Genomic DNA, 19,639 nt, shown 5'->3' with positions numbered 1-19,639 from the left:
GGTTGTCGAGGGCTTCAACCTAGGAAAGCGCCGTCCCACCGGTCACGATGCCGATGTCCCGACCGCTTGGGACTCCGCTTGGGACTTCGGCGGGGACACCGGCCGGAACACGCCCACGGCCAGCAACAGCGCCACCAGGTTGACCGCGCCGGCCACGGCACAGACGGTCAGCGCCGCGGGCTCGGCCACGGAGACGGCGGCGGCCGCGGCGCACCAGATCACGAGCGCGCCGGCCAGGACCGCCGCGATCGTGCCGGCCGTGCGCGTGCGCACCGCCACCACCAGCGCGGCCGCCGCCGGGCAGGTCAGCGCGAACGCCGCGGCGGAGCCCAGCGCGAAGACCGACGTCGCCGCACCGAACCAGAGGTCGAGCTCGTCGAACAGGAAGGAATCGCCGTCGGTGAGCACGATCAGTCCCGCGTCGGCGCCGAGCAGCACGGTCGAGAACGCGGTCGCCACCACGACCCCCAGCGCGGCGACGGCGTCCAGCACGAAAACGACAGCCAGGGCCACGGACGCACCGTCCAGCTTCCTCATGCCCGGCACTCTAGGACCGGGCCGCACCCACCGTCGCGGCCAATTCCCGGACGACGGCGACGAACAGGTCGATGTCGGCCTCGGTGGTCCGCCAGTTGACGATCGCCGGGCGCAGAGCCACCTTCCCGTCGTAGACAGTGGTGCCGGCGTACACCCGACCGTCCCGCAGGAGGGCGGCGCCGACCCGGCGGTTGAGGTCGTCGAGATCCGCGTCGCCGGGCGGCGCCACCCGGAAACACACGATATTGAGCGGCACGTCGGCCAGCCGCTCCAGCTCGGGCGCCGCGTCGACCAGGGCGGCCAGGCGCCGGGCCAGATCGAGGTGACGCTCGACCATCTCACGATGGCCGTCCCGGCCGTACGCGGCCAGCGTCGCCCAGATCGGCAGCGAGCGGGCCCGCCGCGACGACTCCGGACCGTAGAGCGCGTACCCGCTCGCCGGATCACCCGGACCGGGCAGGTAGGCCGCGCCCGGCATGCCGAACGCCGCGCCCAGCCGCGACTGATCACGGACCAGGGCGAAACCGCTCTCGTACGGGACGTTGAGCCACTTGTGCGCGTCGGCCGCGATCGAGTCGGCCCGGTCGATGCCGCGCACCAGATGCTCCGTACGCGGGGAAAGCGCGGCGAAAAGGCCGAACGCGCCGTCCACGTGCAGCCAGCAGCCGTACTCGGACGCCAGGTCGGCCAGCTCGGCCACCGGGTCGAAGTCGCCGGCGTTCACCTCGCCGGCGTTGGCGATGAGCACGGCGGGCGCGCCCCGCAACGACTCGAGGTGCCGCCGCATGCCCGCGAGATCGGCCCGCCCGACCGCGTCCCGCGCGCACACCGTCACGGAGTTCCGTCCATGACCCAGCATCTGCAGCGCCTTGCGCGCGCTCGCGTGCACGTAACCGGAGGACAGCACCGGCATCCGCGGCAGGTCGGTCAGCCCGTCCTCGGCCGTGTCGACGCCGTGCTGAAACCCCCACCAGTGCGTGGCGCACCCGAGCGACGTGAAGTTGGCGAACGTGGCGCTGGCCACCAGCGCCCCGCCCCACGACGCCGGCAGCCCGAACAGCTGGCGCAACCAGTCGAGCGCCACGGTCTCGACCTCATGCGCGAACGGCGACGAGATCTTCGAGAACGCGTTCTGGTCGAGCAGCGCCGCCGCCCAGTCCGCCGCGAGCGCCGCCGGCGTCACACCGCCGGTGACGAAGTGGAAGAACCGGGGCCCGGCCGATGCCGTGCCGGCCGCCGTCCCGATCCGCAACAGCCGCTCGACCACCTCGGCCGGATCCCCCGAGGCGGGCAGCGGGCCACCGAGCTCGGCGAGAAGCGACAGAGCATCCGGATCCTGCACCGGCCGCGCGGACAGCGACTCGAGATAGGGCCCGGCGGCCGCGTGAACCTGGCCCAGAAGATCCGACATGCGAGCAGCCTACGGTGCCGTTCAGCCGGAACGGCGCGGCCGAGCGGCACGCGGTCGACTGTTCGCCCCGGCCACGAGGTCGTGCCGCCGGGCCCACCACCGTTCGCCGAGTCCGGCGATCAGAAAGACCAGACCGACGTACGCCCAGCCGCGCTGTGCAGCGACGGCATCGCAGCGACGTCGTTCGTCGTCTCCACCTGCAGCGCGTTCAGGGTGTTGCCGGTGCCCTCCAGGCCGATCGCCTTCCAGCCCTGGGTGGAGATGCGAGTCGCGTCGACGAGGCCGCGATACTGGTCCGCCCACCACGGCGGCGCCGCCGGGTAGGCGAAGTACGTGATGAGGCCGAGCACGCTGAGCAGGAACCACCGTCGCATGAACCGGGCCCACTGCGACCGCGACCGCATCCACAACACCACGGCGATCGTCGGCAGAGTCAAGAAGTGCGAGAAGTAGACGAGGGAGACGACCACCTCCCACCACTGCACCACGCCCCTCTGCCAGAGGTGCTGCTGCAGCCATTCGGTCGGGGTGAGTCCGCCGGTGAACCAGCCGAAGGCGATCAGCTGGTCGCTGATCGGCACGCCGACGAACTGGATCCCGACGACGAACACCGCCGCCCAGACCAGCATCCCGACGATCCGGCGCCGACGGCGGTTCGGCGTCGCGGGGGTCTCCGGAGGACTGTCCAGCGTCGTCACGGCGTCCAAGGGTAACGGCGTCCAAGGGTAAAGGGCGCCGGTCAGGGACGCCGCTCAGCCGGCGAGGAACGGCTGGACGTGGGCCGACGGGGTAAGCAGGGTGACGGTGGAGCCGTCGGTAAACGTCAGGAGCAAACGGCCGGCCTGCTCGGTGGCCGAGGCCAAGTCCGCCCGCGGGCATTCCCACCGCTTGCGCAGCGAAGGCGAGGGACCCGAGACCCGGTCCAGCAGGTCCCGCCACGAGCCGATGCCCTTGGCCAGGACGACGAGGCGACGGTCCGTGAGGGCGAGGACGCGGGGGTCGTTGACCGTGCGGATGTGCTCGTCCAGCTCGACGGCATGACTGCGCGGCGCACCGTGAAGCCCGCGGCGCATACCGGGGACGCGCCGGCGGAACCGCAACGGTGACATCTCACCGCGCGTGATCCGGACGGACGCGCTTCCTTCCGGCCGGCTCACCCAGATGGCGGCACGGAACGTCTCGCCCGGTTGCAGGTGCTCCCGCACCTGGGTTTGCAGCTGCGCGTCCCGATCAGCACCGGACTCCACTGCCCGCTCCCCCTCATTTGCCGCTGACTCAGACCGGAGCACGATGCCACTCCGGCCCGTCCAGTCGACCATGGGGCGAGCCGCGGGCGTTCGCCGGGTCGGCTCAGGGTTCGGCTAGCGCAAAGGGCGGACGGCGTAGCGGTGCATCGTGACGCCTTCGTCGAACGACGCCAGCTCGAGCAGGTCCAGCTGGATCGGCTCGTCGTGATCGTCGAACAACGGCCGGCCCGCGCCGAGGATCACCGGATGCGTGAAGAGCAGCAGTTCGTCGAGCAGACCCGCACGCAGCAGTTGCGTGGCCACGGTGGCGCCGCCGACGCCGATGTCACCGTCGGTCTCGGCGCGCAGGGCGGCGAGCCGGCCGATCGCGTCGTCGCCGCCGACCACGCGGGTGTTGTGCCCGGCGCCGGTGCGTGTGCGGGAGACGAGCACCTTCGGCTTGTCCGTCCAGATCTCGCCGTACTCCCGCAGATAGTCGGGCAGCGAGTCATCGGTACGGGCGGAGGGCCAGAATCCCTCCATGGTCTCGTAGATCGTGCGCCCCTGAACCATGAGCGCCAGCGCTCGCGCCCGCTTGTTGAACTCCCGGTGCAACGCCTCGCCGATGCGCATCCACTCGCCGCCACCCTGCTCGCCTTGAGCGTGCTCGATCCGGAGGTCGGCGGACACGTTCATCCAGTACACGAATCGTCCGGGCATGACGTCCTCTCCATGTTCGGCGACCGGCGCCGCGTCGGCAGCCGGCAAACTGCTCGCGGCTCGCGATCTCGCGGCTCACCATCTCGCGGCTCACCATCTCGCAGCTCACCATCTCGCAGCTCACCATCTCGCAGCTCACCATCTCGCAGCTCACCATACGGAAGCGGCGCGGTCGTACGCTGCTGGCTGAACCGTGGCCCGGCGGGTGTCGGCGGCGGCTTCGTTTCACTACGGTCATCTCATGGCGGACCTCACGCGGCGATCCCGGCCCCTGCTGCGCAAACTCGTCGGCGATGTTCTGCGCCGCCGCCGGCAGGAGCAGCGACGGACGCTGGCCGAGGTGGCCCACGAGGCGTGCGTCTCGGTGCAATACCTGTCGGAGGTCGAGCGGGGCCGCAAGGAACCGAGCTCCGAGATCCTGGCCGCTGTCTGCGAGTCGTTGCGCATCGACCTGGTCGACCTGCTGGCCGAGGTGGGGCGCGATCTGACCGTCGACCGCGCCCCCGTCCTCCAGCTCGAGTCGGCACGCCTGCGCCGAACTCAGGGCCAGCCCCAGTACAAAACCCAGCCCGAGTACAAGACCCAGCCCGAGTACAAGACCCAGCTGCGGACGTCGGCGCCGCGTGGCTCGCGCTCCGGAGACGTCGTCCTGCTGGCCGCCTGATCAGAAACTTTTCGAGGCCTTTACCTGAACGAGGCATAGTCCATCCGCTGGCCGCTCCATCGAGGCCGCCTGCCAATGCCTGTCGCTCGCTCGAGGCGAGACCCGATGCCGTTCACTCGATCGAGACAGGCCCCAAATGCCGGTCGTTCGCCAAGGCGGGAGCACACTGCCCGGTCGCTCGATCCAGGAGGGCTCCTGCTACCAGGTCGCTCGATAAAGGCGGCGCCTCACCACCTGCCGCTCACCCAAGGCGGCGCCTCACCACCGGCCGCCCGCCCAAGGCGGCGCCCACGGCCGGTCGCCCACCCAAGGCGGCGCGACCACCGGCCGCTCACTCGGGGGTGGCGTCCGAACATCGGCCGCTCACTCGGGGTGGCGTCCGCTGCCCAACCCCTGTCGAGGCGGCGCGCCCGCTGAGATCCATCGATCAGGACCGCCGCGTCCCGCGCCGCCGGACGAACGACCACAGGAACTTCCCCTGCCGACCGATGACCACAGCCAGTTGTGTTGCGTGGCCGATCGGCCCGCAGCGGATCGCACCGCCGACCGGCTGATCAAGCAGCGTCCAGCCGATAGGCGCGAGCCTCGCGCTGGGTGATCACCCGGTCGGCCAAGCCGTAGGCGACGGCGTCCGGTGCCGACAGGGTCATGCTGCGGTCGGTGTCGGCCCGGATCTTGGCGACTGTGTGCCCGGTGTGTCCGGCCAGGATCCGGTCCATCTCGGCCCGCACCTTCGCCACCTCCTTGGCCTCGACGGCCAGGTCCGGCAACGTGCCGCGGGCCTGGCTGGACGGCTGATGCAGGGTGACCTTGGCGTGCGGCAGCACCGATCGCTTGCCCGGGGTGCCGGCGGCCAGCAGCGCCGCGGCCGCCGACGCTGCCTGTCCGACACAGATGGTCGCGATGTCACACCGTACGAAATGCATGGTGTCGTAGATCGCGGTCAGGGCGCTGAAGCTGCCGCCCGGGGAGTTGATGTACAGCCCGATCTCCTGCTCGCCGGCCGACTCCAGGTGAATGAGCTGCGCGATGACGACGTTGGCGACGCCGTCGTCGATCTCGGTGCCGAGGAAGATGATCCGGTCCGACAGCAGTCGCGAGTAGATGTCGAACGCGCGCTCGCCGTTCGGCGTCTTCTCCACCACGGTCGGGATCGTGTACTGGCTCATGCGCTCAGTCCCATCGGCTGCCGGGCCATCGACGGGCGCACGTCGTCGACGCTGTCAAGAACGTGATCGATCAGGCCGTACGCGAGAGCCTCCTCGGCGGTGAACCAGCGATCGCGCCGGCTGTCCAGCTCGACCGTGTCGATCGGCTGCCCGGTGTGTTCGGCCGTGAGACCCAGAAGCGTCTGGCCGAGCCGCTCCAACTGGTTCGCGTAGATCTCGACGTCGGCCGCGGTGCCGCCGAAGCCGGCCGACCCCTGGTGCATCAGGATCTGCGCGTGCGGCAGGGCGAACCGCTTGCCCGGGGTCCCCGCGGTGAGCAGAAACTGACCCATGCTGCCGGCCAGCCCCAGCGCCAGCGTGCTCACGTCGTTGGGGATCAGCCGCATGGTGTCGTAGATGGCCAGTCCAGCGGTGACGGAACCGCCCGGCGAGTTGATGTACAGGCTGATGACGCCGCGCGGGTCCTCCGCCGACAACAGCAGCAGCTGTCCGCACAGCCGGTTGGCGATCTGGTCATCGACCTCGGCGCCGAGCACGATGATGCGCTGGTGCAGGAGCCGGGCGGCCACCTGGTCGTCGATGGAACCCGCGGTCCACGGGCTCGCTGCGGTGGAAAGGTGCATGGTTTCTCCTTCGGCTCGGCCGGACGTACTCGCTCCACCATCGAGCGGCGGACGGCCGGGAACCAAGCCGATCTGCTGTCAGCAGATGACTCCGGCGGTCCTTACGATGCGCCCACACGGTGACCACTGGCGGGCCGGCGGAACCGAGAATCAGAACAGGCGCGAGCCGGAATCCCGCAAGCGGACATAGGCGCGAGCCGACACAGGCGCGAGCCGACACAGGCGCGTTCGTCCTGCCCGTCCTGCCCGTCCTGCCCTTTCTGGATCGTGGCGGTGTGGCCTCGGAGCGGTTCGGGTGCTCGTGGCGCGCAGTACACCGACGGCATTGTGATCGAAGGTTGCGTGCAGCCGAGGCTTGGACACGGCTTCGCCGGGTGGGTCGGGCGGCTCATAAGCGTGGGTGGTAAAGGTTTCGCCGAGCCTTTCGGGTCGGGTCTATGCCGGGTGGTGGGAGGAAATCGGGCAGGCCGTCGCGGCCGGGGCGGACCTGCCAGCCCGCGGTGGGATGGTGGATCAGCCGGTGATGGCGGCGGCACAGCAGAACGAGGTTGTCCAAGGACGTGGGGCCGCCGGCTGTCCATGGCGTCAGGTGATGGGCGTCGGTCCACCTCGGCGGGCGATCGCAGTCGGGAAAGGCGCAGCCGCGGTCCCGGACGGCCAGCGCGCGGCGGAGGGGGCCGTTGACGAGGCGGTGACCGCGGCCGAGGTCGAGGATTTGTCCGGCGCTGCCGAGCACGACCGGGATGATGCGGGCGTCGCAGGCCAGCCGCCGGACGGTTGCGGGCGACACGGGGTCGCCGGTGTCGGTGGTGGCGGCGCCCAGCTGGGCCGCGAGCGCGTCGTAGGCGACGGTGACGGCGAGCTGGGCGGGCTCTCCACCGGAGGCCGGCAGCTCGCCGGTGGTCAGGGCCAGCCGGCAGATGTCGATCAGCGCGTCGGCGCGCCGTTGCGCTGGGCGCCGTTCGTCGCCGGTCGACGGTTTGCACAGGGGCTGCAGCGCGGCCTGGAGGACGGCGGCGTCTTCGGTGTCGAGCGCCCCGGAGAGCCGGACCAGGCCGTCGGCGGGAAGCGACATGGTTAAGCCGCGCGCTTGCCGGGCGCGGGCATCCTGGCGGGCCAGCAGCAGTTGGTCGGCGCGCTCGGCCAGGTCGGGGGCGACGTGGGCAAGAATGCGCTGGCCGACACGGTAGAGCTGGTAGGCGGGCAGCCGTTGAGCCATGTCGATGAGCGTGGTTTGCGCCTGCTCAGTGAGTTGCCCGGCATCGGCCGGGCTGATCTCGTCGAGGTCGGCCAGGCCGGCGGCGACGGTTTCGGTGGTGGTGGCGATCACCGCTGCCTGGCGGGCATCGACGTGCCCGTCGAGCAGGGCCTGCTCGACGGCGGGTTGCCGGCTGAGGACAGCGGCCCGGTCGGCGAGCTCGCGAGCCGGGGCAGGGTCGAGCAGCAGTCTCGCGCGCAGCCAGCCCGCGGTGCTGCGATGCCCCTGCCCTGCCGGCAGCCCGCGGTCGGTGGCCTGGTGCACCAGTCGTGTCTGCAGCGCTGCGGCGGCCTGCTCCAGCCTATGGGCCGACTGCAGGCAGGCGATGAGCTCGTCGTCGGCCAACGGCCACAGTGAGGCCGCGGCGAGCTTCGCCGCGTCCTCACCCAGTTGCTGCACGTCTGCCAACACGCACTTATCTTCGAACAGACGTACGACACTTTTCTGGTCGCGGCGGCCCTGCAGAGATCTACTTTCACCTTCTGTAAACCAGTGGCGCGAAGGCTGAGCCTGCGAGCTGTGCTGCCCGCTCGAGGTCGTGTCTGGCCTCCAACTGACCGCACGGCAACTTACCGAATGACAAGCGTCCGGCCGTTGAGCGCACAGCCCTTGACTACCCGACCACGAGCCGAGCGGGCGGACGGACGGGCGGACGGATGGACGGGCCGAACACGCGGGCTGGACAAGCAGGACCGAACAAGCGGGTCAGACACGCGAGCCGGACAAGCAGGACCGAACAAGCGGGTCAGACACGCGAGCCGGACAAGCAGAACCGAACAAGCGGGTCAGACACGCGAGCCGGACAAGCAGAACCGAACAAGCGGGTCAGACACGCGAGCCGGACAAGCAGAACCGAACAAGCGGGTCAGACACGCGAGCCGGACAAGCAGAACCGGGCGGGACCGAGGCAAGCACCCGACCGTCAAGCACTCCTGAAGCATCGAAAGATGCGGAGGACGGAGAACCCGGCGGCTGCGGCGGTCGGAGGGATGGTGATTCACGCAATCACCCGGCGCGGGAGATGTTGCGGAACACGGTGCAGAGGCGTTGGCGGCGGCGCGCCGCCAAAGCATTCTCGGGCCGAACGATTCGGTGTGGACGGACCCGAGCTGCGGATCAGGGCGTTGCTGGGGAGTTTTCAAGGGTGCCATCAACGGTGCTCATGGAGCGCTCGCGCCGGAAGGAGCAGAGCGCGGTGGCGACTCAGCGCCGATAGCGGGACGTCAATCTCCACACCGCTGGCGCGACGGTTGGCTGAAGTACCACATTGAGTGGGGCTCGGGCCGCCCGTCGGCTGGTTGGTCGATGGCTGAGCACTCGTCGGCCAGTCCCTGTTGTCGGGTTGTCCATGGTCGGGCGCTCGACGGCGGGGCGGTCAACGGCGGGTGCTGGAAGCTCAGTCGCGCCGGCGCCCGGCCCACCCTTCGAGCAGCCCGGAACGAATCTCGTCCTCACCGTGTGCCGCACACCCGCGCAGCGCACCCCGGACAATCGGCGACCCCATCCCCGCCGGACCCGGGAATGGGGCGCGCGACAAAAGCGGCCGGCCCGTCAGACGCGGCTGGTTCCGGGGCGCAGGTACACGACCCAGGTGACCACGACGCAGACGGCGTAGAAGGCGATGAACCCGAGGTAAGCCGAGTCCGCCTCCTTGGTGGTCAGGAACGACTGACGGAACGCCAGGTTGACCAGGACCCCGCCGAAGGCGCCGACCGCCCCCGCGATGCCGATGACCGCGTTGGACAGGCGGCGGGCCTCGTGGTCGTCGCCCGGGTTCTTGCGCTTGAAGATGGCCGGGATCATTTTGTACGTCGAGCCGTTGCCCACGCCGCTGAAGACGAACAGGGCGATGAACCCGACGATGTACAGGGGCAGCGAGCGCAGCTGGGCGGCCAGCAGGACGGTCGCCGCGCCCAGGGCCATGGCGATGAAGTTGACGAAGGTGACCTTCGCGCCGCCCAGCCGGTCGGCCAGGGCGCCGCCGACGGGGCGGATCAGCGAGCCCAGCAGCGGGCCGAGGAAGGTCAGGTAGGCGGCCTTGACGGGGGTGCTGAAGACGTCGGCGAACTGCACCTGCAGGACCTGGCCGAAGGCGAAACCGAAGCCGATGAACGAGCCGAACGTGCCGATGTAGAGCAGCGACATCACCCAGGTGTGGGGTTGGCGGACGGCGTCTCGCATGCCCCGCTTCTCGCTGCGGGCCTGTGACAGGTTGTCCATGTAGAGCGCGGAGCCCAGCGCGGCCAGCACGATCAGCGGGATGTAGATGCCGGCGACCAGGCCGGGTTGGCCGGCGCCGAAGACGGCCAGCACGAACAGGCCGACCAGTTGCACCGCGGCGACGCCCAGGTTGCCGCCGCCGGCGTTGATGCCCAGCGCCCAGCCTTTGAGGCGGTCGGGATAGTAGGCGTTGATGTTGGTCATCGACGACGCGAAGTTGCCGCCGCCGACGCCTGCCACGGCGGCCAGGATGAGCAGCGTCGAGTAGTCGACGCCGGGGCGGATCAGGAAGGCGGCCAGGACCGAGGGGACGAGCAGGAGCGCGGCGCTGAAGACCGTCCAGTTGCGACCGCCGAAGCGGGAGACGGCGAAGCTGTACGGGATTCGCAGCGCGGCCCCGACCAGCGTCGGCACCGCGGTCAGCAGGAACTTGCCGGCCGGGTCGATCCCGTACTCGGGGCCCAGGAACAGCACGAGCACCGACCAGAGGGACCAGACCGAGAAGCCGATGTGCTCGGACGTGATCGAGAAGATCAGGTTGCGCCGGGCGATGGGCGCGCCGGTCGTGTTCCAGAAGGCCGGGTCCTCCGGTCGCCAGTCGTCGATCCAGTGGCCCTTGAGGGAGGCCGGTGGGCGGGTTTCGGGCAGGGTGGCAGTCATCTCAGTCCCCCAGCAGGATCGTGTCGTCGTCGATGCGTACGGGATAGACCGCGAGGTCCGGCTGGCCGCTCAGCGAGCAGCCGGTCCGCAGGTCCCAGGCGTTCAGGTGCAGGGGGCAGACGACCTGCTTGAGGTCGATCTGGCCGTCGGCGAGCGGGCCGCCCTTGTGCGGGCAGACGGCTTGCAGGGCGCGTACGGAACCGTCGCGCAGCCGGAAGACGGCGACCATCTCGCCGTCGACGGTGTAGGTGCGTCCCTCGCCGGGCGGGATCTCGGCGGCCGGTCCGATCGCCCTCATGCGCGCACCGGGACCTGGGGCAGGACGGTCAGCGGCAGCGAGGTGCGGAACTGGCCGGGGGTGGCCGGTTCGTCGCGGTCCTTCCACGGGTCGCGGTAGGCGGCGACCGACGCATCCATCGCGGTGTCCAGGGCGGCGGCGAGACCGTCGGCGTCGTCGACCACGATCTCGCGGATCCGCTCGATGCCGATGCGCGGGACGAAGGCGTACGTCCGCTCGAGCCAGTTGGCGTTCTCGCGGTAGTACTGCAGGAACCGGCCGGTCAGCACCATCACCTCGTCGGCGCTGCCCACTGTGGTGAGCAGGTCGCCCTTGCGGATGTGGGCCCCGGCGGCGCCGCCCACATAGATCTCCCACTTGCCGCCGTCGATGGCGACGACCCCGAGATCCTTCACGTACGCCTCGGCGCAGTTGCGCGGGCAGCCGGTGACCGCGAGCTTCATCTTGCCGGGGCCCTCGATGCCCTGGTAGCGCTCCTCGAGGGCGATGCCCAGCGCGGTCGAGTCGCCGACCCCGAAGCGGCAGAAGTCCGACCCGACACACGTCTTCACGGTGCGGAAGCTCTTCCCGTACGCGTATCCGGAGGGCATGTCGAGGTCGGCCCACACCTCCGGCAGCTTCTCCTTGGGGATGCCCAGCAGGTCGATGCGCTGGCCGCCGGTGAGCTTGACCATCGGCACCTCGTGCTTCTCGGCGACCTCGGCGATCCGTCTGAGCTGGGCCGGGGTGGTGACGCCGCCCTTCATCTGGGGCACCACCGAGAAGGTGCCGTCGCGCTGGATGTTGGCGTGCACGCGGTCGTTGATGAAGCGGGCGTCGCGCTCGTCGACGTAGTCGGCGCCCCACATCATCTTGAGCAGCGACGCCAGGCCCATCTTGCTCTTGGCGTCCTCCTCGCCGCCCAGCGTGGCGAACACGGACGACACCGACCGCAGCGAGTGCACCCGGATCGCGTTCATCAGCTCGGGCTTGGGCATCGGGATGCCGGGCACGTAGTACGACGCGGCCGGGTCCTCCTCGACCTCCCCGCCGGCGGCCCACTCGACGATCCGCTGCACCAGCGGCTTGCAGGTGCCGCAGCCCTTGCCGGCGCGGGTCTTGTCCATCACCCCGCTGACCGTGCGGCAGCCCGACTGGACGGTCGAGCAGATGGCGCCCTTGCTGACGCCGTTGCAGTTGCAGACCTGCTCGTCGTCGGCCAGCTCCTCGACCTTCACCTCGCCGGCCGGGCCGCCCAGGTCGAACATCAGCTCGGCCCGTTCCTCGGGCAGCGCCAGCCCGCGGTCGAAGGCCTGCATGAGGAAGGCGACCTTCTTGACGTCGCCGACCATCGTGGCCCCGACCAGCCGGCCGTCGCGGATGATGAGGTTCTTGTAGATGCCCTTCTTGGGTTCGGCGAAGGTCAGCGACTCGTCGTCGTCACGTTCGGGTTCGGTGAGCCCCATGGCCGCCACGTCGACGCCGGCCACCTTGAGCTTGGTCGCGACCCGGGAGCCGTGGTACTCGGCGAGCGGGTTCACGCCGGTCAGGTGGTCGGCCAGCACCTTGGCCTGGTCCCACAGCGGCGCGACCAGCCCGTAGGTCTCGCCGCGATGCTGGGCGCACTCCCCCACGGCGTAGATGTCGTCCTCGTCCTGGGCCCGCATCCGGTCGTCCACGACGATGCCCCGCTCGACCACGAGCCCGCTGGCCGCGGCCATCTCGGCGTTGGCGCGGATGCCGGCCGCGACCACGACCACGTCGCACGGGATGACCCGGCCGTCGGCGAGCTTGACGCCGGACACCGCGTTCTTGCCGAGGATCTCGGTGGTGCGGCCGTTGACGATCACCTCGATGCCCAGCCGGGCCTCGATCGTGGCCCGCAGCGTCTCGCCGGCGTCGGCGTTGAGCTGGGCGTTCATCAGGTGGCCGGCGGCGTGGATCAGGGTGACGTGCGGCAGGTGGTTCTGCAGGCCCCGGGCGGCCTCGAGACCCAGCAGCCCGCCACCGATCACGACGGCGCGCTGGTGCTCCCGGGCGTACCGGATCATCGCCCTGGTGTCGTCGAGCGTGCGGAAGGCGAAGACACCCTGGTGGTAGCCGCGGCCGGGGCGGTGGATGCCGGGGATCGGCGGGACGAACGCGCGGCTGCCGGTGGCGATGATGAGCTTGTCGTACGGGGTCTCGGTGCCGTCGGCGGCGTACACGACCTTGGCGAACCGGTCGATGCGGTCGATCCGCGTGCCGGTGTGCAGCGTGATGCCGTTGTCGGCGTACCAGGAGAGGTCGTTGAGGAAGATGCCGGACTCGTCCTCGACGCCGGCGAGGACGTTGGACAGCATGATCCGGTTGTAGTTGCCGTACGGCTCGTCGCCGAACATGGTGATGTCGAAGTCGCCGCCGCGGGCCAGGATCTCCTCGACCGTCCGCGCGCCGGCCATGCCGTTGCCGATGACGACCAGACGTGGCCGCATCAGATCTCCACCAGGCCGAGGTCGACGACCACCGTGCCGGCGAGCCCGGCCGGGGCGGCCAGCCACAGGTCGACCGCGGTGCCGGCGGTCAGGTCCTCGACCACCCGCAGCGGCACGTGCACGTCGCCCTTGGCGCCGATCGGGAAGTACCGCATCGGGCTGCCGTCGCGCATCAGCACGAAGGTGACCAGCTCGGGCGCGGCGTTGCCGCCCCGGAAGTAGACGGCCTGCGCGGTGAAGCCGTCGGGCACCACATAGGACAACGCCGGGTCGAGCGGCGCGGGCCGGTCCAGGCCCTTGCCCTCGAAGGTGAAGACGCCTTGGCGGAATCGTGGGGTGGAGTGCACCGCTAATCGGTTCCTCTCTCGTGCCGGTGGATCGCGATCGCGCAGGCCTTGAAGGCGGGCATGCGCGAGTGCGGGTCGAGGGCGGGGTTGGTCAGCGCGTTCGCGCCCGGCCAGTGGAAGGGCGCGAAGACGGTGTCCGGGCGGATGCCGTCGGAGAGCCGGGCCCGCAGCACCGCGGCGCCGCGGCGGCTGCGCAGCTCGACCAGGTCGCCGTCGGCGATGCCGTGCCGGCGGGCCAGGTCGGGGTGGATCTCGGCGCGGGGTTCCGGCAGCGCCACGGTGAGCGCCTTCACCCGGCGGGTCTGGTTGCCGCTCTGGTAGTGCTGCATGTTGCGGCCGGTCGTGAGGACGTACGGGTATTGCCGGTCGGGCATCTCGGCCGGGTCGCGGTGGTGCACCGCGAAGAAGCGCGCGCGCCCGTCCGCGGTCGGGAAGCCGTCGGCGAACAACCGCGGCGTGCCCGGGTGGTCCTCGGCCGGACAGGGCCAGAAGACGCCGTCCTCGCGCTCGATCCGCTCGTAGGTGATGCCCTGGTAGTCGGCGATGCCGCCCGCGCTGGCCCGGCGCAGCTCGTCGAAGACCGTGCGGGGATCGCTGGACTCGAACCGTCCGAGCCGGCCGGCCAGCGCGGCGAGCATCTCCAGGTCGGTCCGGACGTCGGGCGGCGGCGCGAGGGCGCGCTTGCGGCGCAGGACCCGGCCCTCGAGGTTGGTCATCGTGCCCTCCTCCTCGGCCCACTGGGCGGTCGGGAGCACGACGTCGGCCAGCTCGGCCGTCTCGGAACGGAAGATGTCGGAGACCACGAGGAAGTCCAGGGCCTCGAGCCGGCCCCGGATGTGGTTGCTGTGCGGCGCGCTGACCGCGATGTTGCTGGCCAGCACCATCAGCACCCGGACGCCGCCGTCGGTGCCGAGACGGTCCAGCATCTCGTAGGCCGACAGCCCGGGCCGAGGCAGCTCGTCCTGGTCGACGCCCCACACCGCGGCGACGTGGGCCCGGGCCGCCGGGTCGTCGAGCTTGCGGTAACCGGGCAGCTGGTCGGCCTTCTGGCCGTGCTCCCGCCCGCCCTGGCCGTTGCCCTGACCGGTGATGGTCCCGTACCCGGAGAAGGGTTTCCCCACCAGACCCAGGGCCAGGGCCAGATTCAGGTACGCCTGGGCGGTGTCGGTGCCGTTGCTGTGCTGTTCGGCGCCGCGCGCGGTCAGGATCATCGCCGGCCCGTGCGTGGCCAGCAGGCGGACGGTCTCGCGGAGCCGGGTCTCGGGGACGCCGGTCAGCCGCTCGACCCGCTCGGGCCAGTAGGAGTTCGTGGCCGCCCGGACGGCGTCGAACCCGGTGGTCCGCGTCCTGATGTAGTCCTCGTCGAGGTGGCCCTCGCGGATCGCGATGTGCAACAGACCGTTGGCCAGGGCCAGATCGGTGCCCGGCAACGGTTGCAGGTGCAGGTGGGCCCCGGCGGCCGTGGTGGTGCGGCGCGGGTCGACGACGATGTGCCGGGCGCCGACTTCACGGCCGGCGTCGAGGTACTGCATGCTCGGCGGCATGGCGTCGGCCGGGTTGGCCCCGACGAGCAGCACGGTCCTGGCCCCGGCGACGTCCTCGAGCGGGAACGGCAGGCCGCGGTCGATCCCCAGCGCCCGGTTGGCCGCGGTGGCCGCGCTCGACATGCAGAACCGGCCGTTGTAGTCGATGGACGCGCTCTTCAAGGCGACCCGGACGAACTTGCCCAGCGCGTACGCCTTCTCGTTGGTCAGCCCGCCGCCGCCGAACGCACCGACGCTGTCCCGGCCGTGCTCGCGCTGGGACGTCGTGATCGCCTCGGTGATGAGGGTGAGCGCCTCGTCCCAGGTGGCTTCCCGCAGCGGGCTCAGGCGGTTGCCGGGTTCCTTGCGGACGAGCGGGGAGAGCAGCCGGTCGCGGTGATCGAGCAGATCGGCCGCGGTGAAACCCTTGGCGCACAGACCGCCCTTGTTGACCGGGAAGTCACGCGGCTCGAGCTTGACCCGGGGGATCTCCGGGGTCAGCGTCATGCCGCACTGCAGGGCGCAGTAGGGGCAATGCGTATCGGTCGCCGTCACACCCCGAATACTCGGAGCTGTTTGTTTACCCCCGAGTCCACCGCGGTTGCGGCGGCGTACGGAAAACCCTACAAGCGCGTGGTGGCCGTTGTGAGACCGCCGGCCGAGGCGTGGGCATCGTCGTAGCGGCGCAGGACGAGGTCGGTGACTGCGGGGTCGAGGCAGAGCGGCGGCGTGACCGTGGCAGCGCCGGACTCGGACAGGCTGCGGTAGAACAGGCCGTCGGCCAGGAAGTAGGCGGCGATGGCAACGTGGTGGGCGCCTTCGCGTCTCAGCTGGGCGACGACGTCGGTGACCCGTGGTTCCGGCCCGGAGACATACCCGACCCGCACGGTGCCGGGGATGCGGGCGGCCAGCTGCTCGACGTCGGCGCGCCAGGCGGGGTCCGAGGAGCCGGCGGCGGCGAGCACGACGGCGTCGGCGGCGGGCAGGTCGCGGAGCATGGTCGCGAGCAGCACGTCGTCGGGTCCGAGCGGCCGGGCGACCGGGACGGTGGTGCCGGCCACGGCTTCGGCGATGTCGACGCGTACGTGATAACCGGCCGACAGCAGCAGCGGCACCACGACGGCGTCGGGAGCCGCGCGCACGACGTCGGCGACCTTGGGCTCCTGGACGTCGACGTAGCTGAGCCGGACGTCGAGGCCGGGACGGCGGGCGGCGACCCGGGCGACGAGGTCCCGGATCTGCGCCTGACCGGCCGGGCTGCGAGTGCCGTGCGCGACAGCGATCAGCGTGGTCATGCGGCCGGATCGTCCAGCCGCAGACGGTAGCCGCGTTTGATCACGGTTTCGATGTGACGGCCGGAGCCGAGCGCGGTCCGCAGCCGGGCCACCGCGACGTCGACCGCGTGCCCGTCGTTGCCGCGGGGCAGGGCGGCGATCAACTGGTCCTTGGAGACGACCACGCCGGGGCGGACCGCCAGCGACGTCAGGATGGCCATCGCGGCCGGCGCCAGCGTGTGGGCCACCCCGTCGATGAGCACGGCGTGACCGCGCATCTCGAGCGTGGAGCCGGCGACGTTCAGCTTGACCGAGCGCCGGGGCAGCTCGTCGGTGAGTGTCTTGATCAGCGCGCCCAGCCGGTACCGCTCGGGCATGATCACCGGGATGCCGTGCTCGATGAGCGGCCCGGCGGTGACCGGCCCGACGCAGGCGGCCAGCGTGCCGCCCGAGCCGAACCGGCCGAGCACGGCCGCCCGCGAGTCGCCGGCCACGCCGAGGAAGGCCTTTACGGCGGGCGCGCTGGTGAACGTCACCGCGTCGATCTGACCGGCGGTGATCTGCTCGACCAACCGGCGTACGGGACCCACGTCGGGGGGAAGCGTCCAGCGGTAGACCGGCACCTCGACGACCGCGGCGCCGCCCCCGCGCAGCGCGTCCACGAACTCGGTCTGCGGTTCGCCGTGTTCCTGCACCACGATCCGCTTCCCCGAGATCCCCTCGGCGAGCAGCCGTTCGAGGATCTCGTCGGTGGACTCGGTCTTGGCCGCCCAGTCCTCGCTCAGCCCGGCCGCACGGATGGCCCCGCACGGCTTGGGCCCGCGGGCGATGATCCGGGCCCGGCCGAGCACCTCGCGCAGCCGGTCGCCCGCCCCCCAGCCGTCGGCCGCCTCGAGCCAGCCGCGGAACCCGAAGCCGGTGGTCGCGACGACCAGGTCGGGGGCGAGCCCGATGCAGGCCGCGGTGGCCGCGTGCAGCGCGTCGTCGTTCGCGAGCGGCACGATGCTGATCGCCGAGGCGGTGACGACCCGGGCGCCGCGCCGGGTGAGCAGCGCGGCCATCTCGTCGCGCCGCCGTTCCGCGGTCACGGCGACCGTGAAGCCGGTCAGCACGCCTTCGGTCATGGACACCCCTCCGCTCGATTCCGTCAGGGTTCCCAGGCCGGGTTACCGGGACGTCGTCGCCGTGTTTCGGGGGCAATAAGCCGACCTCACATCAGCCGGCCCGTGTGGGTGATCAATAGAGCGGGTCGCCGTTGGACTCGTCCTGAATGCGGCGCACGGCGGCGAGCAGGTGGAACACCTCGATCCGCCCGTCCAGGAACCCCATCCGGTAGTCCGCTCCGGTGGCCGGGTGCGCCGCGCGGTCCGAGTCGCGGTGGCCGGCTATGCCGTCCGAACGCCCGGTGACGTACGCGAAGATCTCGTCATCCATGGCGTCAGCGCTTGCCGTCCATCGCCTTGCGGATCGCCGCGATGAGATCGGCCTCGAACGCCTCGAGCTCGCCGTCGGCCAGCCCGACCCGGTAGTCCGTGTCCTGGCCGCGATCGTGGTCGCGGCGCCCGGCCACGCCGTCGGCCCGCCCCTCGTCGTAGGCCCGCAGGGCGAAGTCAGCGCTGTCCAACCGATCCTCCTCGAACGCTCTGCCGCGCGTTCGAGCGCAACACCGCGAATGAATCTCACATGTAGGTCGGACCTTTTCTACCCTCCGATCCGTCCGCCGGAAACCCCCGAAGTCCGAGGTCAAGAGCGCGATCAGCCACATTCTCGAGGGCGGTTCAACGGCATGTAGCGACGCCTTTCCGAAGCGTGACGAGCCCTCGGGAGAAAGCGTTTTTCGTTAACCTCCGTACGTGGAGATCCTCGAAGGTCCCGTGGTGGCCGGCCGGCCCGAGCGACCCACCGCCGGCATCCGGGTGGTGACGCCGTTCCGGGGGATGTTCGCCGTCCGCGACAAGCTGATGGAGGAGCTTCACACCTGGCTGGACGCCCGCGAGCTGACCTACGGCCCCACGTTTTTCCGCCTCCACGTGGTCGACATGGAAGCCGACATGGACGTCGAGGTGGGGGCGGTCCTGGACGAGCCGGCCCCCGGCGACGACCGCGTCAAAGCGAGCATTCTGCCGGCCGGCGACTACGCGATCCTCCAATACGTCAATCACGGCCGCCAAGCCAACAAAACGCTGCTCACGTGGGTGCGATCTCAACAATTGGCGCTGGACGTCGCCGAAAGCCCGGCCGGCGATCGTTTCGGGTGCCGCTACGAGGCATATCTGACCGATCCCCGCACCGAACGCATGAAGACCCGCTGGCAGATCGAACTGGCCGTCCGCCTCGCCGGGCCGTGACGGGCCGGCGGCGTCAGGTGGCGGGGAGCAGGCCCGAACGCCTCCACAAGGGCTTGCCGGGGCCGTCGATGAGATCAAGGTCCGTCAGGTACGCGACCACGCGCTCGCCCGACCAGCGGAGCGTCTCCTGGAAGTGCGGGTTGGCGCGGGCCGCGGCCCGGCCGGCCGACGGGCTCAGGCCGATCGACGTGTAGACGCCCGGGTCGATCAGGCGGGTGCCGCACAGGTAGGCGGCCCGGCCGATCACGAGTTTGTCGAAGGTCAGGCGGCTGCGGCCGGCCGTGCGCACCTGCCGGGCCAGTTCCTCACGGGCGTACCGGACGTGCCGGGCCTCCTCGACGACGTGGATGCGGGACACCATCCGGACCAGGGGCTGCACCCGCTCGTCGGCCATGGCTTCGCGCTGCAAGGTGTCGAGGATTTCCTCGCAGATGAGGATGGCGGCGAACATCCGCGGGCCGGTGGCCGTGGCGGCGATCCATCGGCCCAGGAACTCGTTCACGCCGTCGGGGCGGTACACGGGAGTGCCCAGGGCGGCGATCATCTTGCCGAACATGACCGAGTGGCGGCACTCGTCGGCGACCTCGGTGAGCCCGTACTGCGCGTGGGCGGCGGTCGGGTCCTGCCCGTAGTACGAGCGGATCAGCAATTGCATGAGGATCGTCTCGAACCAGATGCCCAGCCCGGCGATGCTGGCCGCCTCGTGCCGGGTCAGCGTGATCCGCTGCTCGGGGGACAGCCGCTCCCAGATGGCCGTGCCGTAGAGCGAGCAGCGGTGCGGCGGCACGAAATACTTGTCGGGGGCAAGGCCGGCGTCCCAGTCGATCTCGACCGCGGGATCGTACGAATGCTCGGCCGAGGAACGCAGGAGCCGGACGGCGGTGCGCTCGCGATCGGTCATGAGACAC

Annotated in this window: 20 protein-coding genes; 2 read left to right on the top strand and 18 right to left on the bottom strand. The window is 70.7% G+C overall.

Annotated elements, in window-relative coordinates; all coding sequences use genetic code 11:
• Window positions 1-42: 42 nt before the first annotated feature.
• From HJC40_RS39200 to HJC40_RS39180, 5 genes are all read right to left on the bottom strand, one after another.
• Window positions 43-537 carry a hypothetical protein gene (locus tag HJC40_RS39200; RefSeq protein WP_250008660.1) on the bottom strand — a complete coding sequence of 165 codons (495 nt, stop codon included), beginning with the start codon at window positions 535-537 and terminating at the stop codon, window positions 43-45.
• A gap of 10 nt (window positions 538-547) precedes the next feature.
• On the bottom strand, window positions 548-1,948 hold the full coding sequence (locus tag HJC40_RS39195) for a pyridoxal-dependent decarboxylase (RefSeq protein WP_250008658.1): 1,401 nt from the start codon (window positions 1,946-1,948) through the stop codon (window positions 548-550).
• Between the two features lie 119 nt (window positions 1,949-2,067).
• Window positions 2,068-2,646, bottom strand: coding sequence for a phosphatase PAP2 family protein (locus HJC40_RS39190; protein ID WP_250008657.1), 579 nt, complete (start codon window positions 2,644-2,646; stop codon window positions 2,068-2,070).
• A 54-nt stretch (window positions 2,647-2,700) separates the two neighbouring features.
• Window positions 2,701-3,195, bottom strand: coding sequence for a hypothetical protein (locus HJC40_RS39185; protein WP_250008656.1), 495 nt, complete (start codon window positions 3,193-3,195; stop codon window positions 2,701-2,703).
• Between the two features lie 114 nt (window positions 3,196-3,309).
• Window positions 3,310-3,894, bottom strand: a complete 585-nt coding sequence (locus tag HJC40_RS39180) for a dihydrofolate reductase family protein (RefSeq protein ID WP_250008655.1) — start codon at window positions 3,892-3,894, stop codon at window positions 3,310-3,312.
• 241 nt (window positions 3,895-4,135) lie between these two features.
• Between HJC40_RS39180 and HJC40_RS46765 the strand changes: the two genes are divergently transcribed.
• Window positions 4,136-4,558 (top strand): helix-turn-helix domain-containing protein, encoded by a 423-nt coding sequence (locus tag HJC40_RS46765; protein WP_374273651.1) that lies wholly within the window; start codon window positions 4,136-4,138, stop codon window positions 4,556-4,558.
• 554 nt (window positions 4,559-5,112) lie between these two features.
• On the opposite strand, the gene HJC40_RS39170 is transcribed toward HJC40_RS46765, so the two are convergent.
• The 12 genes from HJC40_RS39170 to HJC40_RS39115 all read right to left on the bottom strand — a co-directional run bounded on the left by HJC40_RS39170 (window position 5,113) and on the right by HJC40_RS39115 (window position 18,007).
• Complete coding sequence (locus tag HJC40_RS39170; protein WP_250008654.1) at window positions 5,113-5,727, bottom strand: ATP-dependent Clp protease proteolytic subunit; 615 nt, start codon at window positions 5,725-5,727, stop codon at window positions 5,113-5,115.
• Window positions 5,724-6,350: a ClpP family protease gene (locus HJC40_RS39165; protein ID WP_250008652.1), complete on the bottom strand. Its 627-nt coding sequence runs from the start codon at window positions 6,348-6,350 to the stop codon at window positions 5,724-5,726. The genes HJC40_RS39170 and HJC40_RS39165 overlap by 4 nt, the downstream gene beginning before the upstream one ends.
• Before the next feature lie 388 nt (window positions 6,351-6,738).
• Entirely contained in the window at window positions 6,739-8,019 is a 1,281-nt protein-coding gene (locus HJC40_RS39160) for an HNH endonuclease signature motif containing protein (protein WP_250008651.1), read from the bottom strand.
• 1,140 nt (window positions 8,020-9,159) lie between these two features.
• Window positions 9,160-10,488: a nitrate/nitrite transporter gene (locus HJC40_RS39155; protein WP_250008650.1), complete on the bottom strand. Its 1,329-nt coding sequence runs from the start codon at window positions 10,486-10,488 to the stop codon at window positions 9,160-9,162.
• Window position 10,489: 1 nt separating this feature from the next.
• Complete coding sequence (locus HJC40_RS39150) at window positions 10,490-10,786, bottom strand: Rieske 2Fe-2S domain-containing protein (protein WP_250008649.1); 297 nt, start codon at window positions 10,784-10,786, stop codon at window positions 10,490-10,492.
• Window positions 10,783-13,239 (bottom strand): nitrite reductase large subunit NirB, encoded by a 2,457-nt coding sequence (nirB, locus tag HJC40_RS39145; protein ID WP_250008648.1) that lies wholly within the window; start codon window positions 13,237-13,239, stop codon window positions 10,783-10,785. The genes HJC40_RS39150 and nirB overlap by 4 nt, the downstream gene beginning before the upstream one ends.
• Window positions 13,239-13,586: a molybdopterin oxidoreductase gene (locus tag HJC40_RS39140; RefSeq protein WP_250008647.1), complete on the bottom strand. Its 348-nt coding sequence runs from the start codon at window positions 13,584-13,586 to the stop codon at window positions 13,239-13,241. The genes nirB and HJC40_RS39140 overlap by 1 nt, the downstream gene beginning before the upstream one ends.
• A gap of 2 nt (window positions 13,587-13,588) precedes the next feature.
• Entirely contained in the window at window positions 13,589-15,664 is a 2,076-nt protein-coding gene (locus tag HJC40_RS39135) for a molybdopterin oxidoreductase family protein (RefSeq protein ID WP_308200993.1), read from the bottom strand.
• A gap of 68 nt (window positions 15,665-15,732) precedes the next feature.
• A complete protein-coding gene (locus HJC40_RS39130; RefSeq protein ID WP_250008646.1) occupies window positions 15,733-16,404 on the bottom strand; it encodes a sirohydrochlorin chelatase in 672 nt (223 codons plus the stop codon).
• Entirely contained in the window at window positions 16,401-17,507 is a 1,107-nt protein-coding gene (locus HJC40_RS39125; RefSeq protein WP_250008645.1) for a uroporphyrinogen-III synthase, read from the bottom strand. Before HJC40_RS39125 ends, HJC40_RS39130 begins: the two co-directional genes overlap by 4 nt.
• Before the next feature lie 112 nt (window positions 17,508-17,619).
• On the bottom strand, window positions 17,620-17,817 hold the full coding sequence (locus tag HJC40_RS39120) for a hypothetical protein (protein ID WP_250008644.1): 198 nt from the start codon (window positions 17,815-17,817) through the stop codon (window positions 17,620-17,622).
• A 4-nt stretch (window positions 17,818-17,821) separates the two neighbouring features.
• Complete coding sequence (locus HJC40_RS39115) at window positions 17,822-18,007, bottom strand: hypothetical protein (protein WP_250008642.1); 186 nt, start codon at window positions 18,005-18,007, stop codon at window positions 17,822-17,824.
• 229 nt (window positions 18,008-18,236) lie between these two features.
• On the opposite strand from HJC40_RS39115, the gene HJC40_RS39110 reads away from it, so the two are divergent.
• Window positions 18,237-18,731 (top strand): GyrI-like domain-containing protein, encoded by a 495-nt coding sequence (locus tag HJC40_RS39110; RefSeq protein ID WP_250008641.1) that lies wholly within the window; start codon window positions 18,237-18,239, stop codon window positions 18,729-18,731.
• A gap of 13 nt (window positions 18,732-18,744) precedes the next feature.
• On the opposite strand, the gene HJC40_RS39105 is transcribed toward HJC40_RS39110, so the two are convergent.
• Entirely contained in the window at window positions 18,745-19,632 is an 888-nt protein-coding gene (locus HJC40_RS39105; protein ID WP_250008640.1) for a diiron oxygenase, read from the bottom strand.
• Between the last annotated feature and the right edge of the window lie 7 nt (window positions 19,633-19,639).

It is taken from the genome of Actinoplanes sp. M2I2 (assembly GCF_023544445.1).
Classification (GTDB): Bacteria; Actinomycetota; Actinomycetes; order Mycobacteriales; family Micromonosporaceae; genus Actinoplanes.
The sequence above is the reverse complement of the archived record's forward strand: the minus strand, read 5'-3'. Positions and strand labels throughout refer to the sequence as shown.